Source organism: Mesorhizobium atlanticum (genome assembly GCF_003289965.1).
GTDB lineage: Bacteria > Pseudomonadota > Alphaproteobacteria > Rhizobiales > Rhizobiaceae > Mesorhizobium > Mesorhizobium atlanticum.
Map to the genome: position 1 here is coordinate 27,364 of NZ_QMBQ01000013.1, position 12,617 is coordinate 39,980.

Sequence of the window (12,617 nt, forward strand, 5' to 3'; positions counted from 1 at the left end):
ACCGCCTTCAGCCGTTGCGAGAGGGCGGCAGCTCGAACAAGGTGGCGCCGTTCTTCCGTCCCCGGTCGATATAGCCGATCACGCGGAACCACCTCGCGACGTCGGGCCGCTGCAGCCAACTGCGCGAATGTATCGGAAGGTTGCCGGCAAGCGCCTGGATATGGCGGATGTGCCGCTTGCAGAACCGGACCGTCGCGGCGTTGAAGAAATCCTCCCGCGCGGCGAACAGCGTATCGGCGGCGTCCGCATGCTCATGCCAGGCGATGATCGCCACTGTCCTGTCGTCCTGCACGAGCGCGTGCGCTCGGCCTTCCTTCAGATTCATCATCAGATTGTCATAGGCGCTTTTGCTGTCCTTGCCGGCCGCCACATATTCGTCCGACATCCGCTTGGACAGGCCGCGGAAAACATCCTCCAGGTCTCCGACCGTCGCCGCGCGTGCTCTCATTTCTCCTCCTGAAAGCCCGGTAGCAGTTTGCCCCAGGGAAGGAAGATCACCAAGAAATCAAAATCCTCAATTTGGTCAATGAGAGCAAAGAAATTCCATGAAAGTCCACTCGGTCCCATGGCTAGCCCGTACATAAATGTCCACTTTGAGATCGAACTTGCGCTTCGGGATATCGGTGGCATTCGGACTTGCGGGGCGCGGATTGTCTTAATGTAGGCCATTATCGACCGGATAGGGACCAACTACGAGGCCCATGTCGCGGCGGCGCAGGACGACGTATCGTTGAATTCGCCGATAGCCTGCCATACAAGGAAGTTTCTCGGCCACCTGAACGTGACTGCGAGCCGTCGGCGAGCGACAGGTCGGTGAATGGTCTGGCCACAACGTTGGGGGCACGCATTGACGTCGAGCAAGCCGATCCTGATCACCGGCGCAGCCGGCTTCATAGGTTTTCACCTCTGCCACAGGCTGCTTGCCGAAGGCCGGCAGGTTGTCGGCCTCGATTCCATGAACGAGTATTACGACATTGCGCTGAAACAGGCCCGGCTCGAGCGGCTGAATGGGTTCGCGAACTTTCGTTTCGAGCATGTCGATCTCGCCGACCACGACCGCATCTCGGCGATCTTTGCCTCGGTCGCGCCGGAGATCGTCGTCAATCTCGCCGCGCAGGCGGGGGTCCGCTATTCGCTGATCAATCCGCATGTCTATGCGCGAAGCAACCTCAACGGCTTCCTCAACATCCTGGAAGGGTGCCGTCAGGCCTCGGTCCGTCATCTCGTCTATGCATCGTCGAGCTCGATCTATGGCGGCAGCACGCGCATGCCGTTCTCGGTGCATGATTCCGCCGATCATCCCTTGAGCCTCTATGCCGCCAGCAAGAAGGCGAACGAGCTGATGGCCCACACCTACAGCCATCTGTTCGGGCTGCCGACCACAGGCTTGCGCTTCTTCACCGTCTACGGTCCGTGGGGCCGGCCCGACATGGCCTTGTTCATCTTCACCAAGGCCATCCTCGCCGGCCAGCCGATCGACGTTTTCAACCATGGCAACATGCAGCGGGACTTCACTTACATCGACGACATCGTCGAGGGCGTAATCCGCGTCATGGAGCACCCCGCGACGCCCGACCCCGGTTGGACAAGCGCGGCCCCGGACCCGGCTACAAGCAATGCGCCGTATAGGATCCACAATATCGGCGACAGTTCACCTGTCCAACTGAGCCGGCTGATCGACGTGCTGGAAGACGCGCTCGGGCGCAAGGCAATCCGCAACCTGATGCCGCTCCAGCCGGGCGACGTGCTGGCGACCTATGCCGACGTCACCTCGCTCGAGGAGGCGACCGGCTTCAAGCCCACAATCTCGATCGAGGTCGGCGTTCCGCGCTTCGTCGAATGGTATCGGGACTTCTACCAGGTCTGATTGGCCGCCTGCGACAATGTGCTAAAGCATGTCTCCCGAAGGTGGGAACCAGTTTCGAGATAAAGACATGCGTAAAATCAAAAACCTAAAGCGCATGGAGCGAATCTGAAAGATCGCGACGCGCTTTAGCGGCCGGGTACTAACGGCCGGTCGTCGAGGCCTGCCTGTCGATCCAAAGCGCGAGCAGTGTGCAGGCCGCGCCTGAAAGCAGATAGGCGCCGGCGGCGACGAGGCCGAACGTGCCGGCCAGCAGCAGCGCTGCAAGCGGCGCGAAGCCGGCGCCGAACATCCAGGCGAGGTCCGACGTCACCGCCGAGCCGGTATAGCGGTGCTGGCGCGAGAAGCTCGACGCGACGACGCCCGAGGATTGTCCGAAGCTCAAGCCCAGCAGGATGAAGCCCAGCACCATGAACACGGTCTCGCCGACGGTGCCGCCGTTGAGGAGCTGCGGGGCAAAGCCGCTGAATGCGGCGATGGCGACGGCGCCGCCGCCGAGCAGGGCGCGACGCCCGACGCGGTCGGCCAGCGGCCCCGAGGCGACGATCGCGGCGATGCCGAACAGCGCGCTCACCGCCTCGATCACCAGAAAGCGCTCCGGCCCTTCATTGGTGAACAGGAACACCCAGGACAGCGGGAACACCGTCACCATATGGAACAGAGCGAAGCTCGCCAGCGGTGCGAAAGCGCCGACAACGACGTTGCGGCCTTCCGTGCTGATCATGTCCCTGATGCGTGTCGGCTGCAGGTCGCCGCTCTCGTAGAGCTTCGAGAATTCGGGCGTGACGACGATGCGCAGCCTGGCAAACAGCGCCACGACATTGATGGCGAAAGCGACGAAGAACGGATAGCGCCAACCCCAGCTGAAGAAATCGTCAGCCGAGAGGTTGGCGACGAAGAAGGCAAACAGCGAGCTCGCCACGATAAGCCCGATCGGCGCGCCGAGTTGCGGGATCATCGCATAGATGCCGCGCCGGTTCTGCGGCGCGTTCAGCGCCAGCAGCGACGGCAGGCCGTCCCAGGTGCCGCCGAGCGCCAGGCCCTGCAGGAACCGGGTTAGCGCCAGCAGCCAGGCGGCGACCGCGCCGACATCTTCATAGGACGGCAGGAACGCCATCGCGACGGTCGAGGTGCCGAGCAGGAAAAGCGCGATTGTCAGCTTGGCGCCGCGGCCATAGGCACGGTCGATCGCCATGAACAGCACCGTGCCGAACGGACGCGCGATGAAGGCCAGCGCGAAGATGGCGAAAGAGTAAAGCGTACCGACCAGCGGATCATGCGTCGGAAAGACAAGCTTGGGGAACACGATCACGGAAGCGATCGCATAGACGAAGAAATCGAAGAATTCCGACGTCCTGCCGATGATCACGCCGACAGCGATATCGCCTGCGCTGACCTGGCCGTGATGCGAGCCGATCAGCCTGCTGTCAGTTTCGGCAGTCGAAGTTTCAGCCATCTATTCCGTCGCCACCGAGTTGGATGCGGGACACGATTGTCATCCCATTGTGCGTTGCACACTTTCGCCAAAGCCGCCCTGACTGGGCATTGGACAAATTGTCCAATGTCGTCTCGGGCCTGTCAGCGGTAGCCGTTGGTCGATACCGCATTGCAACATGATAGGCCTGTTGCGCCGGACTATCGAGAGCAGCATTTGATGAAACGATCCGGAGCCTTGCTTCTCTTCCCCCTGGCCGTTCTGCTGAGCGGCTGCGATCTGGTGGTGCTGGCGCCCGCGGGCGACGTGGCGGCGCAGCAGCGCGACCTGCTCGTCGTTTCGACCCTTTTGATGCTGCTGATCATCGTGCCGGTCATGGTGCTGACCGTGTTCTTTGCCTGGCGCTACCGGCAATCCAGCACCACGGCGACCTATACGCCTGACTGGGACCATTCGACCAAGCTGGAGCTGGTGATCTGGGCGGCGCCCCTTCTCGTCATCATCTGTCTGGGCGCGCTCACCTGGCTCGGCACGCATCTGCTTGACCCCTACCGGCGCATTGACCGGATCGAGCCGGGACAGCCGGTGACGCAGAACCACAAGCCGCTCAGGGTCGAGGTCGTCGCGCTCGATTGGAAGTGGCTCTTCATCTATCCGGATTATGGCATCGCCTCCGTCAACGAGCTGGCGGCGCCGGTCAACCAGCCGATAGACTTCCGCATCACCTCGTCCACGGTGATGAACTCCTTCTACATTCCGGCCCTTGCCGGGCAGATCTACGCCATGCCTGCCATGGAGACGAAGCTGCACGCCGTCGTCAACCGTCCGGGCACCTATACCGGCTTCTCGGCCAATTACAGCGGCGCCGGCTTCTCCGGCATGCGCTTTGCTTTCCACGGTCTGTCCGACCAGGCCTTCGCCGACTGGGTAAATCAGACCAAGAGCGCGCAGGCCGCGCTCACCCGCGAGAGCTATCTCGAGCTCGAACGCCCGAGCGAGCACGAGCCGGTCCGGCACTATGCCTCCATCGATCCCGACCTCTTCGGCGCCATCCTCAATCTGTGTGTCGAGCCCGGCAAGATGTGCATGAACGAGATGATGTCGATCGACGCCAAGGGCGGCCTGGGGCTCGCCGGCGTCCGCAATACCCTGCCGCTGCAATACGACAAGGTCGCCCGCCGCGGCGCGGTGTTCGGCACCGATCCGTCCTATGTCGCCAGCATCTGCACGGCGGAGGAGGCTGCCGCCGCCTCGCGCGCGGCCCGTAACGACGATGACAGGGATTGGCCGCTCAGGGACCTGTCTCCGCTGCGCGGCGTCGGCCTGCTCGCGCCCGGTGCGGGGACCCGCCGCGCTGACGCCGAGAGGCCTTCGCTCGGCCTGCTGCGCTTCGAATTGTGAGGGATGGCGGATGCCTGAGTCGCTGACCAAATTCATCTTCGGCCGCCTCACTTTGGAGTCGCTGCCGCTGCACGAGCCGATCGTCGTTGCCACCTTCGTGGTGGTGGCGCTCGGCGGTTTGGCGCTCCTCGGCGCCGTCACCTATTTCAAGCTTTGGGGTTATCTGTGGCGCGAGTGGTTCACCAGCGTCGACCACAAGAAGATCGGCATCATGTATATGGTGCTCGGCCTCGTCATGCTGCTTCGCGGCTTCTCCGACGCCATCATGATGCGCCTGCAGCAGGCCATCGCCTTCAACGGTTCGGAAGGCTATCTCAACGCCCATCACTACGACCAGATCTTCACCGCCCATGGCGTGATCATGATCTTCTTCGTGGCGATGCCCTTCGTCACCGGACTGATGAACTTCGTCGTGCCGCTGCAGATCGGCGCGCGCGACGTTTCCTTCCCCTTCCTCAACAATTTCAGCTTCTGGATGACGGTGGGCGGCGCCATCCTGGTCATGGCCTCGCTGTTCGTCGGCGAGTTCGCCCGCACCGGCTGGCTGGCCTATCCGCCGCTGTCTGGCATCAACTACAGTCCAGATGTCGGCGTCGATTATTATATCTGGGCGCTGCAGGTCGCCGGCGTCGGCACGACCTTGTCGGGCATCAATCTGATCTGCACCATCATCAAGATGCGCGCGCCCGGCATGACCATGATGCGCATGCCCGTCTTCACCTGGACCTCGCTCTGCACCAACGTGCTGATCGTGGCGTCCTTCCCGGTGCTGACGGCGGTGCTGACGCTGTTGGCGCTCGACCGCTATGTCGGCACCAACTTCTTCACCAACGACTTCGGCGGCAACCCGATGATGTATGTGAACCTCATCTGGATATGGGGTCACCCGGAGGTCTACATCCTCATCCTGCCGCTATTCGGCGTCTTCTCCGAGGTCACTTCGACCTTCTCCGGCAAGCGCCTGTTCGGCTACACCTCGATGGTTTACGCCACGGTCGTCATCACCATCCTGTCCTATCTGGTCTGGCTGCACCACTTCTTCACCATGGGCTCCGGCGCCAGCGTCAATTCCTTCTTCGGCATCACCACGATGATCATCTCCATCCCGACCGGGGCGAAGATGTTCAACTGGCTGTTCACCATGTATCGCGGCCGCATCCGCTTCGAGCTGCCGATGATGTGGACGGTGGCCTTCATGCTCACCTTCGTTGTCGGCGGCATGACAGGCGTGCTGCTTGCCGTGCCGCCGGCCGACTTCGTGCTGCACAACAGCCTGTTCCTGATCGCGCATTTCCACAACGTCATCATCGGCGGCGTGCTGTTCGGCCTGTTCGCCGGCATCGCTTACTGGTGGCCGAAGGCCTTCGGCTTCAGGCTCGATCCGTTCTGGGGCAAGGTCTCGTTCTGGTGCTGGGTGCTCGGCTTCTGGTTCGCCTTCATGCCGCTCTATATCCTCGGTCTGATGGGCGTGACGCGCCGCATGCGGGTGTTCGACGACCCCTCGCTGCAGATCTGGTTCGTCATCGCCGCCTTCGGCGCGGTGCTGATCGCCGCCGGCATCGCCGCCTTCCTGGTCCAGATCTTCGTCTCCATCCGCAAGCGCGCCGAGCTGGTCGACGTCACCGGCGACCCCTGGGACGGCCGCACGCTCGAATGGTCGACCTCCTCGCCGCCGCCGGCCTACAACTTCGCCTTCACCCCCATCATTCGCGACAACGACGCCTGGTGGGACATGAAGAAGGCCGGCTACCGGCGCCCGCTCTCTGGCTTCAAGCCGATCCACATGCCGAAGAACACCGGCACCGGCGTCATCCTGGCGGTCTTCAGCGTCGCCCTCGGCTTCGGGCTGATCTGGTACATGTGGTGGCTGGCGGCGCTGAGCTTCGTCTGCCTGATCGCAACGGCGATCGGCCACACCTTCAACTATCACCGCGACTTCGACATCCCGGCGGCCGAGGTCGCCCAAACGGAGGAGGCGAGGACGGCGCTCCTCGCCGCTGAGGGGGCTAGGGCTTGAGCATGGCATCGACGGCGATCACGGCCGGCGCCGAACCGGTCTTCCACTTGGAAGAGGAGCATGCGCACGCCGAAGGCGGCAGCACTATGCTCGGCTTCTGGCTCTATCTGATGAGCGACTGCCTGATCTTCGCCATGCTGTTCGCGGCCTTTGGCGTGCTCGGCGGCAATTACGCGGCGGGTCCGGCGCCGAAGGACCTGTTCGACCTCGGCCTGGTGGCCGTCAACACCACCATGCTGCTGCTCTCCTCGATCACCTATGGCTTTGCCATGCTGACCATGGACAAGGGCCGCGTCGGCGCGACACAAGGCTGGCTCGCGGTGACCATGCTGTTCGGCCTCGCCTTCCTGTCCATCGAGCTCTACGAATTCGCGCATATGATCCATGAGGGTGCCACGCCGCAGCGCAGCGCCTTCCTGTCGTCCTTCTTCACGCTGGTCGGCACGCACGGCCTGCACGTCACCTTCGGCATCGTCTGGATGGTGACGCTGATGGTGCAGGTCGCGAGACATGGCCTCATCGAAGCCAATCGCCGCCGGTTGATGTGCCTCTCGATGTTCTGGCATTTCCTCGACGTCGTCTGGATCGGCGTCTTCACCTTCGTCTATCTGATGGGGACGTTGAGATGAGCGCTCATGATCATGCCGGTCACGACCACGCGCATGGCGGCGTCGCGCACGGGTCGCTGAAGGGCTACCTGGTCGGTTTCTTCCTGTCGGTGATCCTGACCGCCATCCCGTTCTGGATGGTCATGACCGGCGCCATCGACAACAAGCAGGCGACGGCCATCATCGTCATGGCCTTCGCGGCGGTGCAGATCGTGGTGCACATGATCTTCTTCCTGCATATGAACCCCGCCTCGGAAGGCGGATGGTCGATGCTGGCGCTGATCTTCACGGTGATCCTCGTCGTCATCGTGCTGAGTGGCTCGCTCTGGGTGATGTACCACCTCAACGCCAACATGATGCCCGGTCTCCACGAGATGCAGCAGATGCCATGAGCCATGTATCGGGCGCCGGGAGGATAAGGGCGGACGACATCGCCGGCCGCGCCGGCTCCTTCGTCGCATCGCCGCAGGGTGTTGGCATGGCGTCGCGATGGTTCCTCCTGCTGCTCGGATTTCTCGGCGTCCTGGTCTTTGTCGGGCTCGGCATATGGCAGCTGGAAAGACGGGTCTGGAAGCTCGACCTGATCGCCCGCGTCGACCAGCGCATCCATGCTCCGGTCGTCGATGCTCCAGGACCCGCGGCATGGGCTGATGTCGACGCGGGCGGCTATGAATATCGCCATGTACGCCTCACCGGCAGTTTTTCTGGCGGCGCCAGCACGCTGGTGCAGGCGGTGACCGAACTCGGCGGTGGCTATTGGGTGCTGACGCCGATGCGCGACGATCGCGGGTTCACGGTCCTCGTCAACCGCGGCTTCGTTCCGCAGGAGAGCAAGGCCGAATTTCAACAAGAGAGCGGCGGCCCGAGGTCGCCTGCGACGGTCGACGGACTGCTGCGTATCAGCGAGCCCGGCGGCGGTTTCCTGCGCAGCAACGATCCGGCGGCCAATCGCTGGTACTCGCGCGACGTCGCGGCAATCGCCAAGGCGCGCGGCCTGACCGATGTCGCGCCCTATTTCATCGATGCCGGGAGGTCCGGCGCGGATGGCTGGCCGCGCGGCGGCCTAACCGTCGTCACCTTCCGCAACAGTCATCTCGTCTATGCTTTGACCTGGTTTGCCCTGGCGGCGATGCTGGCGATCGCCCTGGCTAGGCCGATTTTTGCCGGGCGTCGGAAGCGGGACGCGGCAAGATGAACATCTCGATCGCGCGGCTTCATAACCGGAAGCCGCTCCCAGCGGCTCCTCTTGCCGGCCAGGGCGCCGTCTCGAACGCCGATGTGACGAACAGGAAGAACCTGCTGCTCCTCATCCAGTTGCGCTGGCTGGCGGTGGCCGGGCAGGTGCTGACCATTCTGGTGACGCAATACTGGTTCGCCATCCCGCTGCCGCTCACCGAGATGGCCGGCGTGGTGCTGTTCCTCGTCGGGTTGAACATCTTCAGCCTGCTCGCCCTGCGCGGCAATCGCCGCATCAGCAACGCGCAGCTCTTCGTCGCGCTGATCTTCGACATGGCGGCGCTGACCACGCAGCTTTACCTGAGCGGCGGCGCCTCGAACCCGTTCGTATCGCTCTATCTGCTGCAGATCACGCTCGGCGCCGCGCTGCTGGCTCCATGGTCGACCTGGATCCTGGTCGTGGCTGCCTCGGCCTGTTTCGTCTTCCTCATCTTCGTTTTCCAGCCGATCGCTCTCCCGCATCACGGCGGCAGCGATCTTCTGGCGCTGCATCTGCGCGGCATGTTCATCTGCTTCGTGCTGGCGGCCGGGCTGATCGTGATCTTCATGACGCGCATCAACCGCAACCTGCGCGAACGCGATGCCTACCTCGCCGACCTGCGCCAGCGTTCGGCCGAGGAGGACCACATCGTGCGCATGGGTCTGCTGGCTTCTGGCGCCGCGCATGAACTGGGCACGCCGCTCTCGACCATATCGGTCATCCTGTCCGACTGGCGCCAGATGCAGAGCGTCAAGCGCAACCGCGAGCTTTCCGAGGACGTTGCCGAGATGCAGGCGCAGATCGAGCGCTGCAAAAGCATCGTCACCGGCATCCTCATGTCCTCCGGCCAGGCACGGGGCGAGGGCACGATCCGCACCACGATCCGCCAGTTCCTCGACGACCTCGTCCAGGAGTGGCGTGTCAGCCGCCAGCCTTCCAAGCTGGACTTCAGCAACGGTTTCGAGCCGGACGAGCCGATCGTGTCCGACACGGCGCTGCGGCAAGTGATCTTCAACGTGCTCGACAATGCGCTGGAAGCATCGCACGATTGGGTCGGCATCGCCGCTGAGCGGCAGGATGAGAAGCTGGTGTTCACCGTCAAGGATCGCGGACCGGGTTTCGACAAGGATATTCTGGCCGGGCTCGGCCAGCCCTATATGTCGAGCAAGGGGCGTCCGGGCGGCGGCTTGGGTCTCTTCCTGGTGTTCAATGTCGTGGGCAAGCTCGGCGGCGACGTTTCGGCGCGCAACACGGGCGAGGGCGCCTGCGTTACCCTTTCGCTGCCATTGGCGGCGCTGACCGATGGAGGCGATCGTGAAGCCTGATCGATCCCTGTTCGTCGTCGAGGACGACGCGACGTTCGCGCGCACGCTCAAACGCTCGTTTGAGAAGCGCGACTACCACGTCGTGGTCTGCCACGACCGCGACGCGCTGCTGGCCGCGCTTGAAAAAGCCGTTCCGGCCTACGCCGTCGTCGATCTCAAGCTCGGAGCGGGATCGGGGCTCGAATGCGTCAAGTTGCTCAGCGCCCGCGACCCGTCGATGCGCATCGTCGTGCTGACCGGATTTGCCAGCATCGCCACGGCGGTCGAGGCCATCAAGCTCGGCGCGTGCCATTATCTGGCCAAGCCTGCCAACACCGACGACATCGAAGCCGCCTTCGGCCGCGCCGAGGGCGACGTTTCGGTGCCGCTCACCAGCCGCCCCACCTCGATCAAGAACCTCGAATGGGAGCTTATCCACGAGACCCTGGTCGAGACCGGCTTCAACATCTCCGAGACCGCGCGCCGGCTCGGCCTGCACCGGCGTACCCTTGCCCGCAAGCTCGAGAAGCGCGTGGTGCAGTAGGCGGGCGGCGAGACTATTCCTGAACGGCCACGGCCATCACCGAGACGCAATCGCCCGCCTTGACCAGTCCGGGGAAGTGACGCGCGGCCAGCAGTCCCGACATCCTGGCCCTGATCTCCAGCGGCGCTTGGCCGGTGCGGCCGACCGGATGGATGCGCGCAACCACCTGGCCGTCCTCCACCGGTTCGCCGAGATCGACCATAGTCTCGATCATGCCGTCTTCCTCGGCGAAGGCGAAGCAATCGCCCGACGGCATGCCCAGCCACTGAGTTCGTGTCTTCTCGACCGCACCATTTACGATGCCGGCGTGGCGCAGCACGTTGAGGATGCCGCGCCGGGCGATGCGCACGGTTTCGGCCCGCGATGTCCCACCGCCGCCGAGCTCGGTGGTGGCGAAGACCTTGCCCATCTCCTCGGCCGCCGTGTCGTACATGCCGACCGCGTCGATCTCGGTCATCCGCATCGAGAACGGCGCCGAGAATGCCTCGACCGCGGCGAAGGCCTTTTTCTCCTGCTCTTTGTCCGCCAGCGTGTGCGCCGCGCAGAACGGCACGAAGTCCAGCGTTTTGCCGCCGGAGTGGAAGTCGAAGACGAGGTCCGCGCGCGGCAGCAATTCACGCTGGAAATAGTCGGCGATCTTCTCCGTCACCGTGCCGTCAGGGCGGCCGGGGAAGGAGCGGTTCATGTTGCCCTTGTCGATCGGCGAGGTGCGCGTGCCGGCGCGGAACGCCGGATAGTTCATCGCCGGCACGATGATGACCGTGCCGGAGACACTTTTCGGATCGAGCGTGCGGGCGAGCTCGTAGAGCGCCAATGGCCCCTCATACTCGTCGCCGTGATTGCCGCCGGTCAGCAGCGCCGTCGACCCCTTGCCGTTGCTTACGACACAGACCGGGATCATCACCGACCCCCAGGCGGAATCGTCGCGGCTGTAGGGCAGGCGCAAAAAACCGTGCTGGACGCCGTCGCGCTCGAAGTCGACGGTCGGCGCGATCGGCGATGGACGCAAAGCGGGCATCGCTCAGTCCTTCACGAAGAGCTTGCGCGGCACATTGGCCAGGCACTCGACGCCGGTCTCGGTGATCAGGATCGACTCGGTGATCTCCAGGCCCATCGTCTCCAGCCACAGCCCGGTCATGAAATGGAAGGTCATCCCGGGCTTGAGCTCGGTGCGGTCGCCGGGGCGCAGGCTCATCGTGCGCTCGCCCCAGTCCGGCGGATAGGAAATGCCGATCGGATAGCCGGTGCGGTTGTCCTTGACGATGCCGTATTTCTTCAGCACCGCGAAAAAGGCGTTGGCGATGTCCTCGCAGGTGTTGCCGGGCTTCGCCGCAGCGAGGCCGGCCTCCATGCCTTCCAGCGTCGCCTTCTCGGCGTCGAGAAAGGCCTGCGTCGGCTTGCCGAGGAACACGGTGCGCGACAGCGGGCAATGATAGCGGTTGTAGCAGCCGGCGATCTCGAAGAACGTGCCTTCGTTCACCTTCATCGGCTTGTCGTCCCAGGTGAGATGCGGCGCCGAGGCATCCGCCCCCGAAGGCAGCAGCGGCACGATCGCCGGATAGTCGCCGCCTATGCCCGCGACGCCGCGCGTGCCGGCATCGTAGATCTCGGCGACCAGATCGCATTTGCGCATGCCGACTTCTATTCTGTCGACGATGCGCTCGTGCATCGCCTCGACGATGCGGGCGGCGTTGCGCATATATTCGATCTCGGTCGGGCTTTTCACCGCGCGCTGCCAGTTCACCAGCGCGGTGGCGTCGACGAAGCGGGCATTGGGCAAATGCTTCTGAAGTGCTGCGAAGGCAGCGGCCGAGAACCAGTAATTGTCCATCTCGACGCCGATGGTGAGCTTGTCCCAGCCGCGCTCGGCAAGCACCCTGGCGAGATAGTCCATCGGGTGGCGCTCGGTCGACTGCACATAGTGGTCGGCGTAGCCGATGATGTTGTCATGCGCGAGATAGGCGGTACGCTTGGCGCCGTTGGCGTCCTGGCCGCGGCCGTACCAGACCGGCTCGCCCGTAGGCGGCACGATGACCGCCTGATGCACATAGAAGGACCAGCCGTCATACCCCGTCAGCCACGCCATGTTGGATGGGTCGCTGACGATCAGAAGATCGACCCCTTTTGCCTCCATGGCTTTGCGCGTCTTGGCGAGGCGATCGGCAAATTCGCTCCGCGAGAATTTCAGGTTTGGCTGCATTTTGTTGGTCCTCGTTTGTTGGGCCTTG

The 12,617-nt window shown here is 63.6% G+C and carries 12 protein-coding genes; 8 read left to right on the plus strand and 4 right to left on the minus strand.

Annotated features, from left to right (window positions below; translation table 11 throughout):
* Positions 1–7: 7 nt before the first annotated feature.
* A complete protein-coding gene (locus DPM35_RS30395; protein WP_112131182.1) occupies positions 8–448 on the minus strand; it encodes a hypothetical protein in 441 nt (146 codons plus the stop codon).
* A gap of 399 nt (positions 449–847) precedes the next feature.
* Between DPM35_RS30395 and DPM35_RS30400 the strand changes: the two genes are divergently transcribed.
* Positions 848–1,867, plus strand: a complete 1,020-nt coding sequence (locus DPM35_RS30400) for an NAD-dependent epimerase (RefSeq protein ID WP_245431721.1) — start codon at positions 848–850, stop codon at positions 1,865–1,867.
* A gap of 139 nt (positions 1,868–2,006) precedes the next feature.
* Here DPM35_RS30400 and DPM35_RS30405 read toward each other — a convergent pair whose 3' ends face one another.
* Entirely contained in the window at positions 2,007–3,320 is a 1,314-nt protein-coding gene (locus tag DPM35_RS30405; RefSeq protein ID WP_112131184.1) for an MFS transporter, read from the minus strand.
* A 198-nt stretch (positions 3,321–3,518) separates the two neighbouring features.
* On the opposite strand from DPM35_RS30405, the gene cyoA reads away from it, so the two are divergent.
* From cyoA to DPM35_RS30440, 7 genes are read left to right on the plus strand one after another with little or no spacing between them, the layout of a single operon-like run.
* Positions 3,519–4,700, plus strand: coding sequence for a ubiquinol oxidase subunit II (gene cyoA / locus DPM35_RS30410; RefSeq protein WP_112131185.1), 1,182 nt, complete (start codon positions 3,519–3,521; stop codon positions 4,698–4,700).
* A 10-nt stretch (positions 4,701–4,710) separates the two neighbouring features.
* On the plus strand, positions 4,711–6,717 hold the full coding sequence (cyoB, locus tag DPM35_RS30415; protein WP_112131186.1) for a cytochrome o ubiquinol oxidase subunit I: 2,007 nt from the start codon (positions 4,711–4,713) through the stop codon (positions 6,715–6,717).
* A 2-nt stretch (positions 6,718–6,719) separates the two neighbouring features.
* Entirely contained in the window at positions 6,720–7,346 is a 627-nt protein-coding gene (gene cyoC / locus DPM35_RS30420; protein ID WP_112131187.1) for a cytochrome o ubiquinol oxidase subunit III, read from the plus strand.
* Positions 7,343–7,717 (plus strand): cytochrome o ubiquinol oxidase subunit IV, encoded by a 375-nt coding sequence (cyoD, locus tag DPM35_RS30425; protein WP_112131188.1) that lies wholly within the window; start codon positions 7,343–7,345, stop codon positions 7,715–7,717. The genes cyoC and cyoD overlap by 4 nt, the downstream gene beginning before the upstream one ends.
* Positions 7,714–8,520 carry an SURF1 family protein gene (locus DPM35_RS30430; RefSeq protein ID WP_112131189.1) on the plus strand — a complete coding sequence of 269 codons (807 nt, stop codon included), beginning with the start codon at positions 7,714–7,716 and terminating at the stop codon, positions 8,518–8,520. The genes cyoD and DPM35_RS30430 overlap by 4 nt, the downstream gene beginning before the upstream one ends.
* Positions 8,517–9,866: an ATP-binding protein gene (locus tag DPM35_RS30435; RefSeq protein ID WP_112131190.1), complete on the plus strand. Its 1,350-nt coding sequence runs from the start codon at positions 8,517–8,519 to the stop codon at positions 9,864–9,866. Before DPM35_RS30430 ends, DPM35_RS30435 begins: the two co-directional genes overlap by 4 nt.
* Entirely contained in the window at positions 9,856–10,389 is a 534-nt protein-coding gene (locus tag DPM35_RS30440) for a response regulator transcription factor (RefSeq protein ID WP_181592233.1), read from the plus strand. Before DPM35_RS30435 ends, DPM35_RS30440 begins: the two co-directional genes overlap by 11 nt.
* 13 nt (positions 10,390–10,402) lie before the next feature.
* Here DPM35_RS30440 and doeB read toward each other — a convergent pair whose 3' ends face one another.
* On the minus strand, positions 10,403–11,407 hold the full coding sequence (gene doeB / locus DPM35_RS30445; RefSeq protein ID WP_112131192.1) for a N(2)-acetyl-L-2,4-diaminobutanoate deacetylase DoeB: 1,005 nt from the start codon (positions 11,405–11,407) through the stop codon (positions 10,403–10,405).
* Positions 11,408–11,410: 3 nt separating this feature from the next.
* Positions 11,411–12,589 carry an ectoine hydrolase DoeA gene (gene doeA / locus DPM35_RS30450; protein ID WP_112131193.1) on the minus strand — a complete coding sequence of 393 codons (1,179 nt, stop codon included), beginning with the start codon at positions 12,587–12,589 and terminating at the stop codon, positions 11,411–11,413.
* Positions 12,590–12,617: the final 28 nt, after the last annotated feature.